The 23,019-nt window shown below is 61.6% G+C and carries 20 protein-coding genes; 7 read left to right on the forward strand and 13 right to left on the reverse strand.

Translation table 11 applies throughout. The features are described 5' to 3' along the window. Window positions 1-2 precede the first annotated feature (2 nt). From ACSZPK_RS14530 to ACSZPK_RS14540, 3 genes are read right to left on the reverse strand one after another with little or no spacing between them, the layout of a single operon-like run. Window positions 3-1,130 carry an ABC transporter permease gene (locus ACSZPK_RS14530; protein WP_437882180.1) on the reverse strand — a complete coding sequence of 376 codons (1,128 nt, stop codon included), beginning with the start codon at window positions 1,128-1,130 and terminating at the stop codon, window positions 3-5. After that, window positions 1,127-2,899 (reverse strand): ATP-binding cassette domain-containing protein, encoded by a 1,773-nt coding sequence (locus ACSZPK_RS14535; protein WP_437882181.1) that lies wholly within the window; start codon window positions 2,897-2,899, stop codon window positions 1,127-1,129. The genes ACSZPK_RS14530 and ACSZPK_RS14535 overlap by 4 nt, the downstream gene beginning before the upstream one ends. Then, the gene (locus ACSZPK_RS14540; protein WP_437882182.1) at window positions 2,896-3,897 is read right to left on the reverse strand and encodes an HlyD family efflux transporter periplasmic adaptor subunit; all 1,002 of its coding nucleotides are present in this window, start codon (window positions 3,895-3,897) and stop codon (window positions 2,896-2,898) included. The genes ACSZPK_RS14535 and ACSZPK_RS14540 overlap by 4 nt, the downstream gene beginning before the upstream one ends. A gap of 117 nt (window positions 3,898-4,014) precedes the next feature. Between ACSZPK_RS14540 and ACSZPK_RS14545 the strand changes: the two genes are divergently transcribed. From ACSZPK_RS14545 to ACSZPK_RS14560, 4 genes are all read left to right on the forward strand, one after another. Further along, on the forward strand, window positions 4,015-4,683 hold the full coding sequence (locus ACSZPK_RS14545) for a TetR/AcrR family transcriptional regulator (protein ID WP_437882183.1): 669 nt from the start codon (window positions 4,015-4,017) through the stop codon (window positions 4,681-4,683). A 291-nt stretch (window positions 4,684-4,974) separates the two neighbouring features. After that, the gene (locus ACSZPK_RS14550; RefSeq protein ID WP_437882184.1) at window positions 4,975-6,477 is read left to right on the forward strand and encodes an alpha/beta hydrolase; all 1,503 of its coding nucleotides are present in this window, start codon (window positions 4,975-4,977) and stop codon (window positions 6,475-6,477) included. Window positions 6,478-6,642: 165 nt separating this feature from the next. Next, a complete protein-coding gene (locus ACSZPK_RS14555) occupies window positions 6,643-7,848 on the forward strand; it encodes an MFS transporter (protein WP_437882185.1) in 1,206 nt (401 codons plus the stop codon). Then, window positions 7,845-9,506, forward strand: coding sequence for an alpha/beta hydrolase family protein (locus tag ACSZPK_RS14560; RefSeq protein ID WP_437882186.1), 1,662 nt, complete (start codon window positions 7,845-7,847; stop codon window positions 9,504-9,506). Before ACSZPK_RS14555 ends, ACSZPK_RS14560 begins: the two co-directional genes overlap by 4 nt. Window positions 9,507-9,519: 13 nt before the next feature. On the opposite strand, the gene ACSZPK_RS14565 is transcribed toward ACSZPK_RS14560, so the two are convergent. The 3 genes from ACSZPK_RS14565 to ACSZPK_RS14575 all read right to left on the reverse strand — a co-directional run bounded on the left by ACSZPK_RS14565 (window position 9,520) and on the right by ACSZPK_RS14575 (window position 13,532). Next, the gene (locus ACSZPK_RS14565) at window positions 9,520-10,245 is read right to left on the reverse strand and encodes a dienelactone hydrolase family protein (protein WP_437882187.1); all 726 of its coding nucleotides are present in this window, start codon (window positions 10,243-10,245) and stop codon (window positions 9,520-9,522) included. 64 nt (window positions 10,246-10,309) lie between these two features. Then, a complete protein-coding gene (gene htpG, locus ACSZPK_RS14570) occupies window positions 10,310-12,214 on the reverse strand; it encodes a molecular chaperone HtpG (RefSeq protein ID WP_437882188.1) in 1,905 nt (634 codons plus the stop codon). Between the two features lie 88 nt (window positions 12,215-12,302). Further along, window positions 12,303-13,532: an MFS transporter gene (locus ACSZPK_RS14575; protein ID WP_437882189.1), complete on the reverse strand. Its 1,230-nt coding sequence runs from the start codon at window positions 13,530-13,532 to the stop codon at window positions 12,303-12,305. Between the two features lie 281 nt (window positions 13,533-13,813). Here ACSZPK_RS14575 and ACSZPK_RS14580 point away from each other — a divergent pair, with 281 nt between their 5' ends. Beyond that, on the forward strand, window positions 13,814-14,065 hold the full coding sequence (locus ACSZPK_RS14580) for a hypothetical protein (protein ID WP_437882190.1): 252 nt from the start codon (window positions 13,814-13,816) through the stop codon (window positions 14,063-14,065). A gap of 48 nt (window positions 14,066-14,113) precedes the next feature. Here the strand turns inward: ACSZPK_RS14580 and ACSZPK_RS14585 are convergent, their stop codons facing one another. Then, on the reverse strand, window positions 14,114-14,521 hold the full coding sequence (locus ACSZPK_RS14585; RefSeq protein WP_437882191.1) for an MAPEG family protein: 408 nt from the start codon (window positions 14,519-14,521) through the stop codon (window positions 14,114-14,116). Between the two features lie 285 nt (window positions 14,522-14,806). Here ACSZPK_RS14585 and ACSZPK_RS14590 point away from each other — a divergent pair, with 285 nt between their 5' ends. Next, window positions 14,807-15,130 carry a hypothetical protein gene (locus tag ACSZPK_RS14590; RefSeq protein ID WP_437882412.1) on the forward strand — a complete coding sequence of 108 codons (324 nt, stop codon included), beginning with the start codon at window positions 14,807-14,809 and terminating at the stop codon, window positions 15,128-15,130. 33 nt (window positions 15,131-15,163) lie between these two features. On the opposite strand, the gene feaR is transcribed toward ACSZPK_RS14590, so the two are convergent. From feaR to ACSZPK_RS14605, 3 genes are all read right to left on the reverse strand, one after another. After that, on the reverse strand, window positions 15,164-16,081 hold the full coding sequence (gene feaR, locus ACSZPK_RS14595) for a transcriptional regulator FeaR (protein WP_437882192.1): 918 nt from the start codon (window positions 16,079-16,081) through the stop codon (window positions 15,164-15,166). Between the two features lie 134 nt (window positions 16,082-16,215). Continuing rightward, window positions 16,216-17,148, reverse strand: coding sequence for a p-hydroxyphenylacetate 3-hydroxylase reductase component (locus ACSZPK_RS14600; RefSeq protein WP_437882193.1), 933 nt, complete (start codon window positions 17,146-17,148; stop codon window positions 16,216-16,218). Window positions 17,149-17,304: 156 nt separating this feature from the next. Continuing rightward, a complete protein-coding gene (locus ACSZPK_RS14605; protein ID WP_437882194.1) occupies window positions 17,305-18,474 on the reverse strand; it encodes a p-hydroxyphenylacetate 3-hydroxylase oxygenase component in 1,170 nt (389 codons plus the stop codon). Window positions 18,475-18,761: 287 nt separating this feature from the next. Here ACSZPK_RS14605 and ACSZPK_RS14610 point away from each other — a divergent pair, with 287 nt between their 5' ends. After that, window positions 18,762-19,982, forward strand: a complete 1,221-nt coding sequence (locus tag ACSZPK_RS14610; RefSeq protein ID WP_437882195.1) for an MFS transporter — start codon at window positions 18,762-18,764, stop codon at window positions 19,980-19,982. On the opposite strand, the gene ACSZPK_RS14615 is transcribed toward ACSZPK_RS14610, so the two are convergent. From ACSZPK_RS14615 to ACSZPK_RS14625, 3 genes are read right to left on the reverse strand one after another with little or no spacing between them, the layout of a single operon-like run. Then, on the reverse strand, window positions 19,938-21,119 hold the full coding sequence (locus tag ACSZPK_RS14615) for a Bcr/CflA family multidrug efflux MFS transporter (RefSeq protein WP_437882196.1): 1,182 nt from the start codon (window positions 21,117-21,119) through the stop codon (window positions 19,938-19,940). The genes ACSZPK_RS14610 and ACSZPK_RS14615 overlap by 45 nt on opposite strands. A 55-nt stretch (window positions 21,120-21,174) precedes the next feature. Beyond that, window positions 21,175-22,497 (reverse strand): TRAP transporter large permease, encoded by a 1,323-nt coding sequence (locus ACSZPK_RS14620; RefSeq protein ID WP_437882197.1) that lies wholly within the window; start codon window positions 22,495-22,497, stop codon window positions 21,175-21,177. Beyond that, window positions 22,494-23,018, reverse strand: coding sequence for a TRAP transporter small permease (locus ACSZPK_RS14625; RefSeq protein ID WP_437882198.1), 525 nt, complete (start codon window positions 23,016-23,018; stop codon window positions 22,494-22,496). The genes ACSZPK_RS14620 and ACSZPK_RS14625 overlap by 4 nt, the downstream gene beginning before the upstream one ends. Window position 23,019 lies beyond the last annotated feature (1 nt).

A 23,019-nucleotide genomic window follows, 5' to 3' on the forward strand; every position in this document is an offset into this window, starting at 1 on the left:
CTTCAGTCCAGGGTTTTCTTCAGCGTGCGCTGCACCGCTACGGTGAGCACCACGATGTACAGGCAGAGGATCGAACAGTCGCGTAGGGCCATCGGCCAGTTATCACCCGCCATGAACAAGGTCTTGATCAGGCCCATGAAATGGGTGGCGGGCAGCAACTGACTGATCACCTGGATCGCCACCGGCACATTGCGCAGGTCGAAGACAAAACCCGAGAGCATCATGGCGGGCATAAAGCTGACCAGCAGTGCCATCTGGCTGGCCTCGAACTGGTTGCGGGTTCTGCCGGAGATAAACAGGCCCAGCAGCAACGAGACCGCCAGGTACAGCATCGAGGCCAGCATGATCAGCCACAACGAACCGCGCATCGGCACCTGAAACAGGAACTTGGCGGCCAGCAGGCAGAACAGCAGATCGATAGCCCCAACCACCAGGTAGGGCGCCAGTTTGGCCAGTACCAGTTCCAGTGGGCGCACCGGGGTGACGAACAACGATTCCAGGGTGCCGCGCTCCCACTCACGGGCAATCAGCAGCGAGGTGAGGAAGGCGCCGATCAGGGTCATCACCAAGGCGATCAGGCCCGGCACCAGATACCAGGTGCTGGTGGAGGCTTCGTTGAACCACATGCGCTGTTCGATCTGCACACTGCCGCCGACCGCTTTGTTGCCCGCGCGGTCCACCTGGTGCTGCGCCCAGGTGGCAATCACGCCGCTGACATAACCTTCCACCACGCTGGCGGTATTGGAGTCGACGCCGTTAAGCAGCAGTTGTATCCGCCCCTCGCCCGCCGCCAATTGCCGCGAGAAATCCGCTGGCACGCGGACGATGGCGTTGAACTCGCCCAGGCGCATGCGCCGCTCGGCCTCGGGCATGCTGGTGAGCCACTGCGGGGCCAGGTAGCGGGAGTCCTGCATGCCGGCGAGTAGATCGCGTGCCGGTGGCGAGCTGTCCTCCAGCACCACGGCAACCGGTGCGTGCTCGACGTCGAAGGACAGGCCATAACCGAACAGAAGAATCAGCACCACCGGCAGCAACAGGCCCACCGCCAGATTGCTGCGATCGCGCAGCATCTGCCGGGTTTCCTTGCGCACCAGGGCGAGCAGACGGCGAGTGAAACCGGCCTCGCTCATGACACAGTCCTCGCCGTGGTGCGTGCCGCGCGCCCTTGCTCGACGATGGCGATAAAGGCGCCGTTCATATCGGTGGCATGCTCGGCTCCGGCCTGTTCGCGTACCTGCAGGGGCGTGCCGAGGGCCAGCATCTGCCCGGCATCCTGGATGGCGATGCGGTCGCAGTATTCGGCCTCTTCCATAAAGTGCGTGGTGACGATGATGGTCACGCCGCTTTGCGCCAAGGCGGTGATGGTGCGCCAGAAGGCGCGACGGGCCAGGGGGTCGATGCCGCTGGTGGGCTCATCGAGAAACAGGATTTCCGGCTCGTGCAGCAGGCTGGCGGCCATCGCCAGGCGCTGCTTGTAACCTGCCGGCAGCTCGCCACTGCGGGCGCTGGGTTCAAGTTCGAACTGTGTGCTGACGATGCTGATGCGCCGCCGCAACGCCTGCCCGCGCAGGCCATAGGCACCGCCAAAGAACTCGAGGTTTTCCTGCACGCTGAGGTTGCCATACAAGGCGAACTTCTGCGCCACATAGCCGATGCGCGCCCTGGCCTGGGCACGGGCATGGCGCAGATTCACCCCGGCCACCTGTAACTGACCGCCACTGGCCGGCAGCAAGCCGCAAAGCATGCGAAAGGTGGTGGTCTTGCCTGCACCGTTGGGCCCAAGCAAGCCAAATATCTCACCGTGAGCGACCTCGAACGAGGTGCTGGCCACTGCGGTGAAATCACCGAATTTACGTACCAGATCACGCACCACGATGGCCGGCTGCTGGTTTTCGGCGGGAGCCCCCCTGGGCAAGGCGACATTCTTGGCGGTGCCTGGCGTGGCGCTGTGCTGTGCCTGATGCTTGCGCAGTAACATCATGAAGGCGTCTTCCAGTTCCTGCGGCCGTGCCTCGTACCGGACCTCGGCAAGCAGATCGCTCACTGAAGCGATGCCCTGCCCTGGCTGCACGATAAAGCGCACCGCCCCGCCCTTGGGCACCGCATCGACAATGCGCTGCCCGGCATCGATCAAGCGCGCCTGCAGATCCCGCGCCGGCATGCCCGCCGGTGGCGTGGCGGTAAAGGTCAACCCCCGCGCCTTGTCCCGCAACGAAGCCGGTGTGCCCTGGGCCAGCAGGCGGCCCTGGTTCATCACGTAGACCTGGCCGCAGCGCTCGGCTTCGTCCATATAAGCGGTGCTGACAATCACGCTCAGTTGTTCGTCGTCGATCAATTGCTGCACGATCTTCCACAGGTCGCGGCGCGACAGCGGGTCCACCCCCACGCTGGGCTCATCCAGCAACAGCAGGTCGGGGGAGCGCACCAAGGTGCAGGCCAGGCCGAGTTTCTGCTTCATGCCGCCGGACAGTTTCCCCGCCGGGCGCTCGGTAAAGCGTGCCAGATCGGTCATTGCCAGCAACCGCGCGAAACGCTCGCGGCGCACGGCCTGGGCAACGCCGTGGAGGTCGGCGTAGAGGTCGAGGTTTTCCTGCACGCTGAGGTCTTCGTACAGACCGAAACGCTGGGGCATATAGCTGATGCGATCCTGCACGGCCTGTGGCGCCTGGATCACATCCAACCCCAGCACCTCGAGGCTGCCCGAATCAGGTTGCAGCAGTCCGGCCATCATGCGCAGCAAGGTGGTCTTGCCCGCTCCGTCCGGCCCGACCAAGGCGGTAAGCTCGCCCTTTTGTACGCCGAGGCTCACCGCGTTGACCGCCAGCAAGCGACTGCCCCCGGGCACCGCAAAGGACTTGCACAGCCCCTCGGCCCGCACCGTGGTGCCCTTGTCACTCACGGCGCCACACCGCCATCCAGCTCTACGGTCGCGGGTTGGCCCAGGCGCAACACGTCGCGGCCATCGTCCACCAGCACACGCACTTCATAGACCAGGTTGGTGCGCAGCTCTTCGGTCTGCACGGCCTTGGGGGTGAATTCGGCAACCGAAGCGATATAGCCGACCTTGCCGATAATGGGCTGCTCCGGGTGGCTGTCGGTGGTAACGCGGGCGCCCATGCCGGGTTTTATACGACCCAGGTCGGTCTCGCTGACATACACGCGCACCCACTTGGGCTGCGTCAACGCCAGGGCGAATACCGGACGCTGCGCCGTAGCCATGTCCCCCGGTTCCAGCAGGCGCGAACGCACCACGCCATCGGCGGGTGCGAGCAAGCTACCCAGGTCGATCTGGTGCTGTAGCAAGGCCAGTTCGGCTTGCGAAACCTGCAGTTGCGCCTCGGCACCGGCAATGTCTTCCGCGCGTGGCCCCAGCTCGGCCAGGCGCAAGGCCTTCTGTTGTTCATCCCCACGTGCTTTGGCAACCTGCAGCGAGCTTTTGGCACGATCCAGATCCTGCACGCTGACACCACGCCCAGCGGTTTTACTGGCGATGCCTTGCAAGCGCAACAGCTCCTGGTTGGCCAGGTAGGTATCGGCGTTCGCCGCTGCCAGGCGGCTACGTGCCTGGGCGATCTCTTCGGGCCGCGAGCCATTGCGCAGGCGCAGCAGATTTTTTTCCTGCACGGCAATTTGAGCCTGTGCTTGCGCGGCTTGCAGCGCCAGGGTGCGGGTGTCCAGCACCGCCAGCACGGCGCCGGCTTTGACCGCGTCGCCCTCCTCTGCAAGCAATTGCGCCACTCGGCCATTGCCATCGAAGGCCAGCGACACCTGACGGATATCGACATTGCCATGCAGGATCAGGGTGCTGGGGGCATCTTCCTGACGGCTGTTCCAGTAGAGCAGTCCAGCGATGACCAGACCCGCAACCAGCGCAACAACGATAAAAGGCTTCTTCATAAACGGATTCCGAGCGCAGAAATGGACACAGGTAATCACACGGCCAATCAATTTAAATTGACTTTAATCTATCTCTCGACAAAATCAATTGCAATAAATCAACAGAGTTGAAATGCCATGACTCATTCGAGCCGCAGTAGCCGGGTTGACGGTGAAGCGACCCGCACGCGCATCCTTGAGAACGCAGGCCGTCTGTTCGCCCAGACCGGGTTCGCGGAAACCACCAGCAAGGCTATCGCCGCAGAGGCGGAGGTGGACCTGGCCTCGATCAACTATCACTTCGGTAGCCGTACAGGCCTGTACCAGGTAGTCCTGGCCGAGGCGCATCGGCGCGTCATAAGCCTCGACGACTTGGTGCAGATCGCCAAGCGCGAGTGCACCGAGGAAGAAAAGCTGCGGGCTATCCTTACCCTGCTGGTCAACGCCGCCCAGGTCGGCCATGGCTGGCACTCCGGAGTACTGGCCCGCGAGGTACTCGCCCCCTCCTCCCATCTGCAAGTGCTGTTCAACGAAGAACTGCAGCCAAAACTCGCTGTAATCCTGAACATACTCAGCGAGATAACCGCTATTCCTGCCAATCATCCCGCGCTACTGCGCTGCCTGATCAGCACCGCAGCGCCGTGCCTGATGCTACTGGTCGCCGGCAACGGACTGCCAGGCCCTGCACCAGTGGTGCTGGCGATGCCTGAAGAGGAACTGATTTCTCACCTATACAATTTCACCATAGCGGGATTGCGGGCCATCAGTGTCGACTACCTGGCGCCGAGCAGCGCGCCCTCCCGATAACGCCAAGGGACTGGCAAGCAATATATCCACGGCCTGTTCTACTCCCTGGCCAGCCGTTAATTCCCGGCCATTGCCCATGGCGCGCATCCGAAGAACAAGTCTCGGCGCTGAACCGCGCCGTGCAGTTTTTGACTGGGCGGCGGGCAAAAGCTTCCGGGAAGCGTCTGGGGCGACGTCAAAAAAACTTCATAGGAGAGGAGAAAAGGCGCTGCGGCGACTAAACATCTCAGAACCTGTTCAAGCATCCGCTGCAGGCACGATCAGTCGATAATCGCATTCAGGGAGTGATGGATGAGAACCGCAGAGGATCTGAAACTCGCGCTGGCGTTATTACAGAAGAATGTCTTCACCAGTAGCAGGCATGGCCAGATAGTGAGTTGCACCGCGGTCTTTCAATGTTGGGTAAATGCCGGGGATGGCGAGTTTCTTCGGCAAGTCAGAGAAAAGGTCGCTCTCCCCTCTCATCTCGCGGATTTCGATGAGTTACTTTTCGCCCTCGCGGATATCGTGCTGAATGACGCATCGAAAAAGATCAGGTCGATACTCGATGCCCATGCTGGACGAGCCGGGAAAGTCAAAATGGTAGTACGGCAGCAGCACTTCAGGCGGCTGCTCTTCACCGCACTGGATTTACCGCTGCAGATCCTGGAGCCGAAAACCAGGTCGCTCGATTGCCATGACGTTATTCGCCCCCAGATCATCCCCCGCCCCTCTGCTGGGCAAATCAGCATTGGTCATGACAACCTCGCTCGGGCCGGCTCATGTACGGGAAACACCCACGCTACCGGCTTCGCTGCAGCGAAGGCATCGGAGAGCGAGGCCACGGAGCGTTTCACCAGACACTTGCTGCACTTCGGTACGGACCGGCGCCTGACCCTTGAGCATGGCGCCATCGAGTTCGGCGACGAGCGAGGCCATGACAGGGTTACCTACGGCGTGGCCCATGTGTCGGTGCCCCATGTCCATGCCGAGGGGAAAATCGAGCGTCCGCCGTCTAGATGGAAGTTCTGGCATTCCTGCAAGCAGAACCCTGACAAACACATCGCGATCCATTATCTCCAGGCCATGGATCTGCGGGACTGGATCGGTTCGGCCTCCTCTGACGTCGAGCAGCAAGATGGGCTGCTCTTCATTCACGGATTCAATGTGGACTTCAACGAGGCGATCTGGCGCACCGCGCAGATCTGTCATGACCTGCAGTTTTCCGGGGTCAAGCTTTGCTATAGCTGGGCGTCCCACGGCAAAGTTCTCAAGTATCCGTCCGACGAGGCAACTGTCGACTGGTCAACCGCTCACCTCAGGACCTTCCTGCAGGAGGTCACGGAGAAACTGGGGCTGCGCAAGTTGCACATCATTGCCCATAGCATGGGCAATCGCGCGCTCTTGTCCGTTCTGGAAAGTTGGCGCGGGCGTGCAGGTAGCACACCCATCGGCCAGGTTGTACTGGCTGCTCCTGACATCGACACGGGTCGTTTCATGCAGATCGCCAAGGTCTTCGGCAATTACGAGCAGGTCACCCTGTACGCGTCCAGAAGTGATCGCGCGATAAAGATCTCCCGGGAGTTGCGCAAGATGTCTCGGGCTGGCGATGCCTTGCCGCCGATAGTCGACGAGAACCTGGCGACCATCGACGTCACATCGGCAGGAAGTGAGTTATTCGGTCTAGGGCACAGTTACGTGGCGACCAAATCCAAGGTTTTCAGGGATCTGTACTGCATCATCAAAGAAGGGCTGAAACCGGACAAACGCAGTGGGATAGTCCTCGACAAGCTCGGCTACTACGTACTGAGCTAGCTTTTTGCCGAGCGCCATCAGCCGTGATCGGTGACAATACGCGCAGCGCCTCATTATGATGAGACGCATTCTCGAATGTGAACGAAAGCAGCTTTGTCTCCACATCCCCCCACCTTTTCCCTGCGTCTACGACATGGATGCTTTGCAAGAGAAAAGAAACAGTACATGAACGCAATCGATACCTCCCTTGACACAGCAACGTCTACCCGGTTCAGGCTATGGCCGCTGATGGTGGAAAACTTTGCCTGCACCGTGGCCGTGATGTCCTTCGTCGTACTGATCGGACCGCTGTCGCGCATTCTCGGGCTCGCCCCCTGGCAGGCAGGAACCACGGTGGCGATGGTCGGTATCGCCTGGGTACTGCTGGCGCGTGCCTGGGGGGCGGCAAGTGATCGTCTCGGGCGGAGAAAAATCCTGCTGACCGGATTGCTCGGTTTCGTGGTGTCCTATACCGCCCTCGCCGCCTTTGTCCTTGTCGCCCTGGAATGGCTGCCTCCTTCCTGGCTCGCTTTCGTCGGTATCGTCGCCCTACGCGGAGTCGCGGGCGGTTTTTATGCGGCGATCCCGGCCACCGGGGCGGCGCTGGTCGCCGATCATGTCGCACCCGAGAAGCGCGCGTCGGCAATGGCCGGGCTCGGGGCTGCCAGTGCCATCGGCATGGTCGCCGGCCCTGGCATCGCAGGGCTCATGGCCAGTTACGACCTGCGCTTGCCGCTCTATGTCATTACCCTGTTGCCTGTGTTGGCGCTGTTCGTTTTCTGGCGCTGGCTGCCCAGGGTCGAACACCATGTCGTCCCCGACAGCAGGCCGCTGCGGGTTACCGACCCGCGCTTGCGCAGGCCTTTGCTGATCGGATTCAGCGCCATGTTCAGCGTGACGATGGCACAGGTGACCGTAGGATTCTTTGCCCTCGATCGACTGGACCTGCCATCGTCGGAGGCCGCCAAGGTCGCCGGCATCGCGCTGACTGCAGTCGGTGTCGCCCTGATCTTCGTGCAACTGCTGGTGCGCCTGCTTGCCTGGTCGCCTATGCGCCTGATTCGAGTTGGCGGCATGGTGTCGGCCTTGGGTTTTTCCGGGGTGATGCTGGTCGACAATGCCGTCCAGCTATGGATTGCATTCTTCGTTGCGGCAGCCGGAATGGGCTGGGTCTTTCCCTCGGTGGCCGCGCTCGCTGCCAATGCCGTGGAATCCCATGAGCAAGGCGCGACTGCGGGTACCCTCGGCGCGGCCCATGGCGTGGGCATGATCAGCGGCCCCCTGATTGGCACCCTGCTCTACCAACTTCACGTTGGCCTGCCTTACGTCGTCAGCGCGCTACTGCTGGCGGTTGCCGTTCTATGGCCACAGAGTAAGGCCAAGGCGCCATGACGTTCCTGGATCTGCTGCAGATTGCACTCACTGCCTTGCTGCTACTGGCCTGGTGGCGTTCCAGGCTGAAAAACCGCGTGGTGCTGATCCGCATCAGCGCGCTGCTGCTTCTGGCCAGTGTCGCGTTCAGTCTGTACCTCGACCGCTGGCAGTCTGCATTGGGCTTGCTGCCCGTCTTGCTGGCACTGACCCCGCCACTGGCTCGTCGCTCATCAGGAAAAACCACAGCGTGGGTCAGTGGCACCCTGTTAGGGCTGTTGAGCATCGCGTCAGTGGCGCTGCTCTATCTGTTCCCGATACGACCACTGCCCACTCCGGATGGGCACTACGCAGTTGGAGTGCGTACTTTCGAGCTTGTCGACGAAAGCCGCAAAGGCGTCATGTACGCATCCGCCGATGAGCCTCGCAAACTACTGGTGCGGGTCTGGTATCCGGCGCGCCCGGCCACCGACGCCAGCCCCCTGCCCTATTTCAGCCCCGCCGAGGCGCATAGTACGGCCCAAGGCATGGGCAGCCTGATGGGGTTTGCACCACTGCTCAGCCATGTACGCCATGTCCGTACGAACAGCTACGCCAACGCGCCACTGCACGAGGACATGGGACGCTTGCCTGTGCTGTTCTTCAGCCATGGCTACACCGGTTTCGCCTGGCAGAACAGTGTGCTGATGGAGAAGCTCGCCAGCCATGGCTATGCGGTTTATGCCGTACAGCACACCTACGATGCTTCGCCCACCGTGTTCGCCAATGGCGACATCGCCCCCATGGACCCCGAACTGGTCGACAGCTTCCGCAAGGGCCCCGAAGCCAATGGCGAATTTCCAGCGGTGATGATCAAGGCATTCACGGCCCGCGCCCTTGACGACCGCCTGGATGCGCAGTTGATCAATGCGCAGGAGAATCTGGCCAGGAAGTCGCGAATTGTTGTATCGAGTGCGCCAACCTGGGTGGCCGATCAGGTCTTCGTACACGACCGGCTGCAGGCTGGGCACGTGCCATCGAGTGTCGCCGACGTCGTGGCGGCCAGCGATTTCGAACGTACCGGCGAGATAGGCATGTCGTTCGGCGGCTCCACGGCCGGAGCACTATGCCTGGTCGATAAACGCTGCGCTGCGCTGGTCAATCTCGACGGCGGTGACTTTCACTTCAGCCCTTTCGCTAGCGACATACCCGTGCCGATGCTGATGCTGCACTCGGACATCAGCCTGTTCTACGGTTACTTCAAGGCTGATATCGCGGAGCAGGACCAGCGTAGCTTCAACGATTTTTCCTACGAGCGCTTCGAGCATGCAGGCCAGCGTGCGGACATCCATCGGTTGAAGATCAGGGGCGTAGCCCATAACGGCCTGACCGACCTGGCCTGGATGGCGCGCCGACCATTACGGGACAATCTGTTGGGAACGGCACCGACCGAAATCATGCTGGATGCGCCCAACGACTTCGTTCTCGGCTTTTTCGACAAGTACCTGCGCGGCCAGGACAATGGCTTTCCAAAACCGCAGTTCCAACGCTATGCCGGATGGGCCATGCCTTATGACAACACGCCGGTACGCCAGTGGTGGTTGGCCAAGAGCGAAGCCGAGCGGCAGGCGTTCAGCGCTCGGATCGAGCAACTGAAGCATGCGGCACGGCCCTACATGTATACGCCTGCGCAGCCGTAGGAGCGCTCTGGACTCAGCCGCCGAAGCGCTCGTCCAGCAAGTTGCGCATGGCGATGAACGCCCGTGCCGCGACCTTGGCGTCGTACTGCATCTTGCCTGGGACGTTGGCTCCAGGATCGGTAAAGGAATGCACCGCGCCGCCGTAACTGATGAGTTGCCAGTCCACCCCGGCAGCGGTCATTTCCTCGGCGAAAGCGGGTAGCTGCTCGCGTGGCACCAGCGGGTCGGAAGCGCCATCCAGAACCAGTACCGCGCCCTTGATGTTTCTTGCGTCTGCCGGATTCGGTGTGTCGAGGCTGCCGTGGAAGGAAACGAAGGCGTGCAAGGACGCGCCAGCACGCCCCAGCTCAAGGGCACAGCAACCGCCAAAGCAGAAGCCGAAGGCTGCCAGTTTGGCTGTATCCAGCGGTGCCAGGGCGGATTTCAGGGCTTCCAGGGAGGCCTGCATGCGCTTGCGCAGCAGCGCCCTGTCATTCCTGAGCGGCATCATCGCCGCGCCGGCTTCATCCGCATTTTCCGGGCGGACATTCTTGCCATACAGGTCAGCCACGAAAATCACATAATCGCTGCCGGCCAGCTTGCGTGCGGCGTCCAGCGCCGTCGCGCCGACGCCCATCCAGTTCGGCGCCATCAGCAGGCCAGGGCGTGGCGTATTGCTCGAGGCGTCATAAACCAGTTGGCCTTCGTAGGTCTGGCCATCGATCTCGTAGCCCACCGGGGTCACTTGAATCTGACTCATATCTTGTTTCCCGTTAAATGAAGAAGCCCGCACAATGCGGGCTTCCTGGTTACCGACATCCGACTTATGCGGACAGCTCGACCAACAGCTTGTTCAGGCGACGCACATAAGTCGCCGGGTCCTTGAGGCTGTCGCCAGCGGCCAGGGCCGCCTGGTCGAAGAGGATGTGCGACAGGTCGACAAAACGATCTTCGTCAGGCTCGGCGTCCAGTTTCTCGATCAGCGGATGCTCCGGATTGATCTCGAAGATTGGCTTGGAGTCCGGCACCTTCTGGCCGCTGGCTTCGAGAATCTGCCGCATCTGCAGACCCAGGTCCTGATCACCGATGGCAAGAATCGCCGGCGAGTCGGTCAGGCGATGGGATACGCGCACTTCCGCGACCTGCTCGCCCAGCGCACCTTTCAGGCGCTCGACCAGACCCTCTTTGGTCTTGGCCACTTCTTCCTGGGCTTTCTTGTCCTCTTCCGAATCCAGCTTGCCCAGGTCCAGATCGCCACGGGCGACGTCGACCAGTTGCTTGCCATCGAACTCGGTGAGGTAGCTCATCAGCCACTCGTCGATGCGGTCAGTGAGCAGCAGCACTTCTATGCCTTTCTTGCGGAAGACTTCCAGGTGCGGGCTGTTCTTGATCTGAGCGTAGGTTTCACCCGTCAGGTAATAGATCTTGTCCTGGCCCTCTTTCACGCGGGCAAGATAATCAGCCAGGGAAACCGATTGCTCGCTGGACTCGTCGGAGGTCGAGGCGAAGCGCAGCAGGCCGGCGATCTTCTCCTTGTTGGCGAAATCCTCCGCCGGGCCTTCCTTGAGCACCTGGCCGAAGGACTTCCAGAACGCCTTGTACTGTTCAGGCTCGTTCTTCGCCAGTTTCTCCAGCATGTCGAGCACACGCTTGGTCAGTGCCGACTTCATCGAGTCGATGACCGGGTCTTTCTGCAGGATTTCACGGGAGACGTTCAGCGACAGGTCGTTGGAATCGACCACACCCTTGATGAAGCGCAGGTACAGCGGCAGGAATTCGTCAGCCTGGTCCATGATGAACACGCGCTGCACGTAGAGCTTGAGGCCCTTGGGCGCTTCGCGCTGGTACAGGTCGAATGGCGCACGACCCGGCACGTAGAGCAGCGAGGTGTATTCCAACTTGCCTTCGACCTTGTTGTGGCTCCAGGCCAACGGGTTCTCGAAGTCGTGGGCAACGTGCTTGTAGAATTCCTGGTATTCCTCGTCCTTCACCTCGGTGCGCGACCGGGTCCACAGCGCGCTGGCGCGGTTGACGGTTTCCCACTCCGGCTCGGCCGGCTTGTCCTTCTCCTCGCCGTGGAACTCCTTCGGCAGCTCGATGGGCAGGGCGATGTGGTCGGAGTATTTCTTGACCACGTTGCGCAGGCGCCAGCCATCGGCGAACTCTTCTTCGGCACTCTTCAGATGCAGGACGATACGTGTGCCACGCTCGGCTTTCTCGACGGTGGCGACTTCGAAATCGCCCTCTCCCCTCGACGACCAGTGCACGCCTTCGCTGGCCGGCAGGCCGGCGCGGCGGCTATACACATCGACCTTGTCGGCAACGATGAACGCGGAATAGAAGCCCACGCCGAATTGACCAATCAGGTGCGAATCCTTTTTCTGGTCGCCAGAGAGGTTCTTCAGGAAGTCGGCGGTGCCGGACTTGGCGATGGTCCCGAGGTGCGCAATCGCCTCCTCGCGGCTCAAGCCAATACCGTTGTCCTCCAGGGTGACGGTCTTGGCCTCTTTATCGAACGACAGGCGGATCTTCAGCTCGGCACCGCCTTCGAGCAGTTCCGGCTTGGCCAGGGCTTCGAAACGCAGCTTGTCGGCAGCATCCGAAGCGTTGGAAATCAATTCGCGAAGGAAGATTTCCTTGTTCGAATAGAGGGAATGAATCATGAGGTGAAGCAATTGCTTTACCTCTGTCTGGAAGCCCAGGGTTTCTTTTTGAGTTTCCACACTCATGGTCTTCTAACTCCATCGGCAGGACAGGCCGCGATTGCGGCGGATGACATGCAGATGGGGGCTTGCTGGACTATTTCAAGTCATGCAATCAGGAACCCAGCAGATCGATGCGACTGATGTCGTCCGGCTTGAGGGTAAAGGTTGCCTGGCCGGCGCCGCCGCGCTGCTGGAGCAGGCGAATGTTGCCCGTGCTGTCCAAACCCTCGAAGCGGCCTTCCACATTGCCGCCACTGCTCTTGAACACGCGCATGTTGCGGCCGATATAACGCTCGGGAGTACTCACCAGAACGACCAGGGAGAATGGATCCTGAGGCGCTCGATCAGGTGTTTTAACCTGCGTCGGTGCTGGCGAGGCCTGCTGGTTTTCGCTTTCTGCCTGCAAAGGGATGAAGCGATCGCCATCGACTCGCCAGCCGGTATTGGTCTTTTCCATGGAGAGCGGCACTTGCTGTGGTTTGCCTTCGATCGAGGCGGCAACGGTTGTCGCTACGCGCCGGGTCGGGAACGCCACCGGTGGCAGGTCGATGATGTCCACGCGGGTCGTGGCGAAGCGCCGTTGCAGGTAATCGGTGACCAGATAGCGCAGGGTGTCCTGGGAGTCGTGGGTCAGGTCGACCTTGTCGTCGCGATAACGAAGGTCGTCGCGGAACAGTTCAAGGCGGCCGCTCAGGGTCGTCTGATATTGCGCCGGCAAGACCAGATGGAAGTCGCCGACCAGTTTGTTAGGCGGCAGCGGCTGAAGATCGAGGTGCAAGGTGTAGCCCTTGTCCAGGCGCCTGGCTTCAGGGAGGTCCTGATCGGGTAGCAGCCAGCTGATCTCCACTTCTGGCAGGTCGCCCTGGTCCTCCGGCAGGATATCTACCCGTACCGGCGGACGGGTATCTTTCGGCAGGCGCACGATCACCTCGCGGCGGGCGAAGAAATCGTTGCCCTCGCGCAGGCGTAATACCCCATTGATCAATTCGGCCTGCTGCGCAGCGAAGACCTGTCCGTTGAGATCGCCGCGCAGGCGAATATCCAGCTCTTTAGGGGGCTGTTGTGGTGGTTGCAGCCAGCTTAATGTGATCAGCGCCTCCAGGCGCGCGGCGTCGCGGCTGGCCAGCAGGGCCATGCCGACGACCAGCGGAATGAAACCCAGGCCGAACACCACCACGGCCTTGCGTGCCCTGAGCCAGTGCTTGCCGACGTACAGCAGCGTAATCGGCGGTAAAAGGCTACCCCAGCCCCACAGCAAGCCACTGCCAAATGCCAGCACAATCAGCCAGACCAGGCCGACGAGCATCAACAGCAGACCGGCGAGGATCAGCAACGCATCCAATTCGCTATTCCTTGTAACCAGAGGTTGACCCAAGCCCCGACAGCACCTGCCGCAGGCATGGGCGCCAAGTTAATGCCCCGTACAGCGGTAATCCATCGACAATTCGATGTTTTTCTTTAATTGTGATGGCCGGCAAAGACTCAGCGCAAAATTCGAAGCAGAACCTCAAGGATGCGCCCGGATCACATCAAGTAATGCACCTATCACAATGATTGCACTGAACTTCTTTCGTGCAGATGCCATCAAATAGCCCGATGGACACCATCCCACGGAGAAGAACCATGCAAAAAACACTCGCCTACGCCCTGCTTATCGCTGCCTCTCTCGGCCTCGCGGCCTGTGACAAACCTGCCGAGAAAAAGGCTGAGGAGCCCAAGCCAACGCAGTCCCAGCCTGCCGCGCCAGCACCGGCTCCGACCACGCCGCCGGCAGAGCCGGCCCAGCCAGCCACGCCTCCGGCAGAACCTGCGACTCAGCCAGCCGAGCCTGCGGCACCGGCTACTCCGCCCGCGAGCAATGGCCAACAGCAGTAAGCCACGGCAGAAATAGCAAAAGGCCCGCCAATGCGGGCCTTTTGCTTTTCATAGGGTAACCAGTAGCCAGCGAATCGCAGGGCTGAGCATCAGCAGCAAGCAACAGAACAGGCCGATACAGAACACCAGCGAACGCTGCCAGGCCAGATCGCGCCAATAGAAGAGCAGATAGAGTACGCGACTGACGATGAACAGGATGGCGAGAAGATCGACCCACCAGCCGAATACCTCGGTCGTATGCGCCATCAGGACACCAGCGGCGAACAGCGGGAAAATCTCGATGCTATTGAGATGGGCAGCCAGAGCCCTTGCTCCCAGACCATTGAGGCGGGCCTGTTGAGCTCGTGGATGGCTGTTGTCGTAGCCGCCATCCGCGCTCATGGCCCGGGCTACGGGAATCTTGGCCAGATAGATCAGCAGTGCGGCGATGAAGATGCACCAGAACGGAATACTCACGTTCCTTTCTCCTTTTTTGTAAGTGGCTGACTTCGTTACCACTTCAGGATAAGCCGCGGCCCGGAAATCTGCGCCAACAAAAAGCCCGCGCGAGGCGGGCTATCTGTATGGGGAGGTTGATCCGTCAACCCGCCTTAAGAAGTACCCCAGCAGGTGTGAAAATTCTGTGAAAGGTTTCAACTCGGAAATACTTACATAATATTTACCCAACACTCACTGCAAACCAACGAAAGGCAGTGTCTGATGTTTCGTATCCGCCCGTTCATTGCGGACCTGGAGAGCATCATGGTTCGTCGTTTGCCTCAAATAATCGCATTTTCCGCTTGCCTGGCGCTTGCCGGACAGGCTTCGGCTCATGGCCGCGATGCCGGGCCAGCCATCGCCGGGGCCGTCGTCGGGGCGATGATCGGGGGCGCAATCGTGTCATCGCAGCGAGCACCGCAACCTGTTTATGTTCAGCCTGCGCCTCCGCCGCCAGAGGTTGTCTATTACCCACAACCGCAACCCTATGCCGTCGTGGTGGAGCCGCGACCCTATTACGTCCCGCCGCCACCGCCGCCAGCCTATTACTATGGCCCGCCACCGCCCCGTTACTACCGGGCCTGGTAACCCAAAAGCCCGCTTCAGCGGGCTTTTTCATACTTAACCGATGAGGGCGCGATAGTCCCGTGGCGTACTGGAGAACTGGCGCTTGAAGGCCCGACTGAAGTGTGCCGCGTCGGAGAACCCCCACTTGAAGGCCAGTTGGGTGATGGATTCATGCCGCAGGTTGCCAGCCTGCAGGTCGCGAGCCACCCGATTGAGACGCGCATGCTGGATGTGGCGACAGATGCTGTCGCCCTGTTCTTCGAATATTCGGTAAAGCCTCCTGACCGAGACATGCAGGCGACTGGCAAGAAATTCCGGGCCGAGCAGGTTGTTCTGTAACGACTCGTCGATCAGTTGCAATGCCAGCCCATAGAGACTGCCGGCTGTAGGTATGCCCTCATCACGGTCTTCGACCAGGGCGGGCTGGAGCAATGCGATCAAGGCGTCCTGCAAGGCTCGCCCTTCTCCCCCGCGCGGTTCATTGCCGCCGCTCACCGATTGCAGCAGCGCACGAATCATGCGTCCGCTGAGACCGTTGCGAGACAATCGGCCAAACAGGCGGCGACCTGCGAACTGACGTGTGACCTGATCGCGCGATAGGTGGAATGACAGGTTTTCGATCAGCCCGTGGGGTTCTATTTCAAACGCAGTCGCTGAGTCGACCAGGGCCAGGTCATCGGCAATCAGCTCGATGCTGCGATCGCCCTGGCGAATGTGCTGGCGACCGCTGCGCTGGAAGATCAGGAAACAATGACGGTCATCGTCGCCATCCGCACGGACACGCTCGCGGGCGATCAATCCGGCATTGGTGCGGATGTGCGCCACTTCCAGGCCATCCAGCTCCTGGCGGCGAACTTCGCCGATGAACAGGGAATGGCGTTGGGCAACCTCGGTGCGGAAATTACCGCAGACCGAACGAAGTGAACGATTCCATTCTTCGAACTGGCTGGACGCGCAAGAAAGTGTAGGCATGGCGCGACTCTCCTGAATCCCGGCTGATTATTATTTTTATTAACATATTATCGAAATCATGCCGGCGCAAGGCATGAATACCGATTCCTGACGAAAGTCGAAGAAGGCCGCCCCATTGCGAGGCGGCCGGCAGGTCAAAGCTGGGTGATGGCGCGCAGCACGTCCTTGAACGCCTCAACCTTTTCCGCAGGCAGGTTGGCGAACACGCGCTGTTGTTGCTGCTCGGCGATATCCCAGAGGGTTTCGGCGTGATCCACGCCTTGTGCGGTCAAGCCATAGCCGCTGCCACTTGCACAAAGCATGTCCTTGCGCTTGAGGTTTTCCAGGGATTCTTCGATTTCACGCGCAGGCATCGCGATCAGATGCTGCAGGTCGGCCATGCTCAGGCTGGCATCCTTTTCCAGGACCATCAGCATGCGGGCCTCGCTGGTGCGCAGGCCTGTCGTCAACTGGCGTGGCTGATAATCAGCCTGGTAGCTGCGCACTGCCTGGGTCATCAAATAGTAGAGATTTTCGCTCAGGCGCCCCTGGAATGCGGTCTTGCCGACGGTCTCGCTCTTCTTCAGCAGGCGTGGGTGCGGCAGGACCGAGGAATAGGCGCCCTGGTGATACAGAAGCGGCGCGCGGCCGAAATCGTCGAAGGCCACCACCTTGCCGATCAGGATCCAGTGATCGCCACCGTCGACCTGCTGGTACATCTCGCACTGGAAGCGTGCCGCGCAGTCCTTGAACATCGGCGCGTCGCCCGCGCCGATCTCGACATCGATACCCACGAACTTGTCTTCACTGGGACGGGCGAACTGATTGGACAGGTCGATCTGGTCCGCCGCCAGGATGTTCACCACGAAATGGCTGGCTTCGTTGAAGACGTCATAGCTGGTGGAGCGCTTGTCGATGCTCCACAGGATCAGGGCCGGGTCCAGCGACACGGAGTTGAAGCTGTTGGCCGTGACGCCGACCTTCTTGCCGCCGGCAGTGGCGGTCATGATGGTCACGCCAGTGGCGAAATTGCCCAGGGCACGGCGGAAGGCACGCGGATCGAAGGCCGCTTGTTGTTGATTTGTCATGTTGTCCTCAGTGCCGGACACCGGCCCGGCATGTTGGTTTTTCACGAGCCCGCTCATTGGACGGGGCAAACAGCCGGCAATGAGACAGGAGCCGCTCGTTTTTGTAGCGATGGCTGCTTACACCTCTAACCGGCCGTAGACGCTGATGTGCCGCGCTCAGACCATCGTCGGGTCCGGCTCCAGCCCCATCAGCTCGCGACCGAGAATCTGCGCACACACGTCGTAGTCGGTGTAGGCGTGTGCGGCGGTCATGTGCGAGTCGCGCCACAGGCGTTGCAGCTCGTTGCTTTCCATCCAGGCGGTGCCGCCAGCGGCTTCGAACAGACGGTCGACGGCCTGCACGCACATCTTCACCGCATAGGCCTGGTTGGTACGCCAGAAGGCCAGGGTCTCGCGACTTGGGTATTCGTGACGCTCGCCATGCTCGGCGTGGTCGCGCCAGGTCTTTTCCAGGAACGCGCGGGCGGCGTGGACCTGATGGGTCGATTCTGCCAGGCGCATCAGTGCCGGCGTCGCGGCCCCCACGGTCGCGCCGGTGTAGGCCCGCACGCGGTTGCGGGTCTTTTCCTGGAAGGCCACCAGCATGCGCTCGGCGACACCCAGGCTGATGGTGGCGAAGCCGACGGCGAAGTACGGGCGGTACGGGCTGTAGAAGATCTTGCTGTCCGGGTACAGACCGAAACCGGCGGACTTGCCTTCCATCATGTCCTTGGCTTTCTGGATGCGGTGCTCGGGGACGAAGACGTTGTCGATGATCAGGGTCTTGGTGCCGCTGCCCTTCATACCGGCGGCGTACCAATCGTCACGGATCTCGTAGTCCTTGCGCGGCAGTACGGCGAAGCAGTAGTCCTGGCCACCCTCGGCATTCTGCCGGCGGCAACCGACGATGGCCCACTCGGCGTGGTCGCTGCCGCTGCTCCAGCCCATCTGGCCACTGAACATCACGCCGCCTTCGACCTCCTCGACCTTGCCGAATGGCGCGATGGAACTGCTGGCGGTGGCATCGGGATCGTCCGCCCAGATTTCGTCCTGGAGTTTTTTCGGGAACATCGCCAACTGGTGGCTATGGGTGCACAGCAGGCTCATGGCCCAGGCGGTGCTGGCACAGGCTCCGGCCAGTGCAGCGATGCAATCGCAGAATTCGGGAAGGGATATTTCCATGCCGCCGTAGGCTTTCGGCTGCAGCGCGTGGTGCAGGCCGATGCCTTTGAGCATGGCGATGTTCTCGGCCGGGACCATGCGGTCCTTTTCGGCCTGAGCGGCATTCGCAGCAATGGCAGGGAGAATTTCGCTAAGCGCGGTGAAGAGAGGATTTGGCTTTTTCATGTTATGGCCCTGCTTATTGTTAGTTGTCGGTCGTGAGTCACTCATGGGCCTCGGCCAAGGTTTTTTCCCGTGGCATGCAGAGGCTGCGCTCAGGCCGAAATGCTTGCCGGATAATTATGGATAGAGCCTGGCAAGCTAAAAATGTACGTTTCACAGGCAAGATTGTACTTTCCATGGCGACAAGGCACTTTTCCCCGATTTGTCGGCCGGCAATCATTAATTTATTAACAATTGGTCTAAGGCGTATGATTCGCCTACCATCGGCTGTAGCGCGTCGTTCCGCATAAATGAGTACCTGGCCCAGCGCCTTGCGCGCCCTGCGTCACCGCAATTTCCGCCTGTATTTCACCGGGCATTCCATCTCCACCCTTGGCACCTGGATCCAGCAGGTGGCGTTGTCCTGGCTGGTCTACCGGCTGACCGATTCAGTGGCGCTGCTTGGCGTGACCACCTTCGCCGCCCTGCTCCCGCAACTGCTGGTCGGGCCTTTCGCCGGGGCCTGGATCGACCGTCACGACAAGCGCCGCCTGCTGATCCTGGTCGAGGCCGCGCTTGGCCTGCAGGCGCTGACCTTGGCGGCGCTCACCGCCAGCGGCCACATCGGGCCAACGACTATCGTCGCCATGGCCGCCCTGCTCGGCGTGCTCAATGCGGTCGACACGCCGTTGCGCCAGTCGCTGCTCAGTCAATTCGTCGATGACCGCGCCGACCTGCCCAATGCCCTGGCGTTGAATGCCATGCTGTTCACCCTGTCGCGCTTCATCGGCCCACCGCTGGCCGGGCTGCTGCTCGGCTTCGTCAGCGAGGCGACCTGCTTCGCCCTGAACGCCCTCTCCTACCTGGCCTTGATGAGCGGCCTGATCTTCGTGCGCCTGGAACCATCGCCGCGTGCCAGCGGCTCGTTCGGCAACGTATTCGGCGAGGGGCTGCGCTATGCCCTGGAAAACCTGACGGTCAGACGCATGATGCTCAGTGTGTTGATCGTCAACCTGACCGCCTCCAGCTATGTCGTCCTGCTGCCAGTGTTCGCCAAGGACATTTTCGCCGGAGACGCGACCACGCTGGGCTGGCTATGGGGCGCGGCCGGCCTGGGTTCCTTGGCATCGACCCTGGTATTGGCGAATAACCGGGCGGTGACGTCTCTGCCCAGGGTGATCCTGATTTCCTCGGCGTTCGCCGCCGTGGCGATGATCGGCTTCGCCATCAGTACGCACCTGTGGACGTCTTTGGCGACCATGGCCGTACTCGGCTTCGGTATCTCCGCCAGCAACGTCGGCACCAATATCGTCCTGCAAAGCTCGGCACCGGAAGCGTTGCGTGGCCGCGTCGTCTCGCTCTACACCTCGACCCGCTTCGGTTTCGATGCCATCGGCGGCCTGCTTGCCGGGTTGCTGGCAGCGCATCTGGGCGCGCCTGTGGTACTTGCCGTATCGGGGACGATCCTGCTGGTCTACTGCCTGTGGCTATCCGCGCAACGTCGCCGCCTTGGCAAAACGGAATGCGCCTAGCGAGCCCAGGCCCGCCGCGCCCATGACCAGGCACATTGGCAATGGCGTGCCGTCATAGAGCACGCCGACCAGCGCGCTGCAGGCGGTGCCCAGGCCGAACTGAGTGGCGACGGCCAGCCCTGCCGCCGCGCCGGCCTGGCGTGGGAAAGCAGCCAGCAGGCAGGCCAGGCAATTGGCCCCGAGCAGGCCAGTGACGCTGATGAACAGCACCACGCCCGCCACCATGGCGGCAATCCCGCCCCAGCCACTGAAGCCGACAGCCAGCAACGCCACGGCAGCCAAGGCGATGACCGCCGTGCCATGCACCAGCATGCGCTGCGCACCGAGGCGACCAACCAGACGCGCATTGAGCAAGGTGGCGATGATGATGCCGAGAATGTTCAGGACGAACAGCCAGGCGTAGGCCATGGGCGACAGGCCGAAATAATCGATGTAGACGAATGGCGAGGCGGTGATGAAGGCGAACATGCCGCCGAAACCCAGGCCCATGCACAGGATGTAGCCGAGCGCTAGCGGCTGTATCGCCATGCGCCCGTAGGCAAGGAACGCTTGCCCCAGCGACGCGCCGCGTGCGCTTGGCGGGTGTGTCTCGGGAATCTTCCAGGCGACAGCCAGCAGGCACAGCGCAGCGAATGCCAGTAGCACCACGAACAATGAGCGCCACCCCGCCAACTGCATCAGGTAGCCGCCGAGCAGCGGGGCCAGCAGCGTGGCGAACATGGTCACCAGGTGCATCAGCGACAACACCCGCGCCGCAGCGTCGAGAGGAAACAGGTCGCGCACGATGGCCCGCCCCAGTACCGATGCCGCCGCCCCGCCAAGGGCCTGGAGAAAGCGCCACAGCACCAGGTGCTCGACCTCGGAGGCCAGGGCACAACCGGCGCTGGCCAGCAGATAGATGACGATCCCGCCCAGCAGCAAACGACGGCGTCCGTAACGGTCGGACAGCGGCCCATAGAACAGCATGCCCAGGCACAGCCCGGCGAGAAACACACCGATGGTCATCTGCACCTCGGCTTCGCCTGCCTGCAGGTCAGCGGCGATGGCCGGCAGGCTGGGCAGGTACATGTCGATGGACAGCGGGCCGAACGCCACCAGGGCGGCGAGCAGGACGATCAGGCGTTGCGGTGAGGTCATGACTATTCCAGAAAAACAAAAGGCCGCCCGCAGGCGGCCAGGGAGGTATCAAGGATCAGAGCGTGAGCAACCACAGGCTGAGCCCGGGGAACGCCACCAGCAGGACGATACGCAGCAGGTCCGAACACAGGAACGGGATGATGCCCTTTGCCGTTTCCCCATATGGCACATCGCCCGCCGTACGCTGGACGATGAACAGGTTCATGCCCAGCGGCGGATGGATCAGGCCGATTTCCACCACCATCAGCGCCAGGATACCGAACCAGATCGACTTGTCGCTTTCGCTCATGCCGAAGAAGTCCAGGCCCATGATCATCGGGTAGAAGATCGGGATGGTCAGCAGGATCATCGCCAGCGAGTCCATCACGCAACCGAGCGCCAGGTACAGACCGAGGATGATGACCAGCACCAGCAGTGGTGCCAGGCCACTCTCGATCACCCAGGCGGCCAGTTCGCCAGGCATTTGCGTCAGTGCCAGCCCGGAGTTGAGCAGGTCGGCGCCGAGCAGCACGAGGAAGATCATCGCCGAGGTTTCCGCCGTGCCCAGCAGGCTGGCGCGGATGCCTTTCCAGCGCATGCCGCCCTGCAACACCGCGAGGATGCCGCACGCCGCCGCGCCGATGGACGCCGCTTCCGTAGGGTTGGCCCAGCCGCCGTAGATACCGACGATCACCACCAGGAACACACCGATCACCGGCGATACCGCCACCAGCGCTTTCATGCGTTCGGCCAGCGAGGCTTTCTCCGAGCAGGTCGCCTGGCTTTCGTCGCGGGCGACCATGATGCGCAGCACCAGCATGTAGCCGATGATCGCGATCACGCCGGGTACGATGGCGGCGATGAACAGCTTGGCGATCGACTCCTGGGTCAGCACGGCGTAAATGATCAACGGCACCGACGGCGGGATCAGGATGCCCAGGGTGCCGCCCGCCGCGACCGTTGCGGTGGCCAGGCGTCCGGAATAGTTGTGCCGGCGCAGTTCCGGCAAGGCGACGTGGCTCATGGTCGCCGCGGTGGCCAGCGATGAGCCGCAGATCGCGCCGAAGCCGGCACAGGCACCGATCGCCGACAAGCCCATGCCGCCCTTCCAGTGGCCGATGAAGGCCGACGCGCAACGGAAGATCGAGCGCGACAGGCCGCCATGGGTGGCGAACTGGCCCATCATCACGAACAGCGGAATCACCGCCAGGTCGTAGTTCGACAGCCGCGAATAGGCCAGGTCGTTGAGGGTGAACAGCAGGTTCGACAGGTCGCCGTCGTTGACCGCCCAGAAGCACGCCGCTCCGCCGATCAGCATGGTGATGCCGATATGCACGCGCAGCAGCAACAGGCCCATGGTGATGGCCAGGGCGATCAACCCCAATGCAAGACCGCTCATGCTTTACCTCCACACGCGACTTCGCAAGCACGGGCCAGTGCACAGATACCGAGCAGGACCAGGCTTGGTACGATCAGCGCCAGGGGAATCCACAGCGGAAAGGACAGCAGGGTCGTCGCGTCGCCATATTCATGGTTGTCCAGTGCCTGTAGCGCGGTACGCCAGGCCAGCACGCCCGCCACCGCAGCACAGGCCAGGTGCGCCAGGGTGTCCAACCCACGGCGGATGCCCTCTGGCAGCCAGGACGTCAGCGCATCGACCTTGATGTGCGTGCCGCGCAGCTCGCACAACGGCAGGAAGGCGGCGATGGCGATGGCCGCACCGACTTCCATCAGCTCCATGTCGCCGCGCACCGGGGTGGAAAACAGCTTGCGGCCGATGATCGACACCATCGACATGCCGATCAGCCCTACGAGGATCAGGCCGCCACCCAGGGCGAAGGCCTGGGTCAGCCCTATCAGGCCACGTTTTAGCGGCCCATGGGCCGCCGTGTTCATCTCGAAATCAAGGGACTCTTTCATG

Source organism: Pseudomonas sp. LRF_L74, assembly GCF_965644255.1.
Taxonomy (GTDB): Bacteria; Pseudomonadota; Gammaproteobacteria; order Pseudomonadales; family Pseudomonadaceae; genus Aquipseudomonas.

Bases quoted from the DNA above. Each gene is read 5' to 3' on its own strand.
- ACSZPK_RS14530 (WP_437882180.1), bottom strand. From the start codon at position 1,130: ATGAGCGAGGCCGGTTTCACTCGCCGTCTGCTCGCCCTGGTGCGCAAG.
- ACSZPK_RS14540 (WP_437882182.1), bottom strand. From the start codon at position 3,897: ATGAAGAAGCCTTTTATCGTTGTTGCGCTGGTTGCGGGTCTGGTCATC.
- ACSZPK_RS14545 (WP_437882183.1), top strand. From the start codon at position 4,015: ATGACTCATTCGAGCCGCAGTAGCCGGGTTGACGGTGAAGCGACCCGC.
- ACSZPK_RS14550 (WP_437882184.1), top strand. From the start codon at position 4,975: ATGAGAACCGCAGAGGATCTGAAACTCGCGCTGGCGTTATTACAGAAG.
- ACSZPK_RS14555 (WP_437882185.1), top strand. From the start codon at position 6,643: ATGAACGCAATCGATACCTCCCTTGACACAGCAACGTCTACCCGGTTC.
- ACSZPK_RS14560 (WP_437882186.1), top strand. From the start codon at position 7,845: ATGACGTTCCTGGATCTGCTGCAGATTGCACTCACTGCCTTGCTGCTA.
- ACSZPK_RS14565 (WP_437882187.1), bottom strand. From the start codon at position 10,245: ATGAGTCAGATTCAAGTGACCCCGGTGGGCTACGAGATCGATGGCCAG.
- htpG (WP_437882188.1), bottom strand. From the start codon at position 12,214: ATGAGTGTGGAAACTCAAAAAGAAACCCTGGGCTTCCAGACAGAGGTA.
- ACSZPK_RS14580 (WP_437882190.1), top strand. From the start codon at position 13,814: ATGCAAAAAACACTCGCCTACGCCCTGCTTATCGCTGCCTCTCTCGGC.
- ACSZPK_RS14590 (WP_437882412.1), top strand. From the start codon at position 14,807: ATGGTTCGTCGTTTGCCTCAAATAATCGCATTTTCCGCTTGCCTGGCG.
- feaR (WP_437882192.1), bottom strand. From the start codon at position 16,081: ATGCCTACACTTTCTTGCGCGTCCAGCCAGTTCGAAGAATGGAATCGT.
- ACSZPK_RS14600 (WP_437882193.1), bottom strand. From the start codon at position 17,148: ATGACAAATCAACAACAAGCGGCCTTCGATCCGCGTGCCTTCCGCCGT.
- ACSZPK_RS14605 (WP_437882194.1), bottom strand. From the start codon at position 18,474: ATGAAAAAGCCAAATCCTCTCTTCACCGCGCTTAGCGAAATTCTCCCT.
- ACSZPK_RS14610 (WP_437882195.1), top strand. From the start codon at position 18,762: ATGAGTACCTGGCCCAGCGCCTTGCGCGCCCTGCGTCACCGCAATTTC.
- ACSZPK_RS14615 (WP_437882196.1), bottom strand. From the start codon at position 21,119: ATGACCTCACCGCAACGCCTGATCGTCCTGCTCGCCGCCCTGGTGGCG.
- ACSZPK_RS14620 (WP_437882197.1), bottom strand. From the start codon at position 22,497: ATGAGCGGTCTTGCATTGGGGTTGATCGCCCTGGCCATCACCATGGGC.
- ACSZPK_RS14625 (WP_437882198.1), bottom strand. From the start codon at position 23,018: ATGAAAGAGTCCCTTGATTTCGAGATGAACACGGCGGCCCATGGGCCG.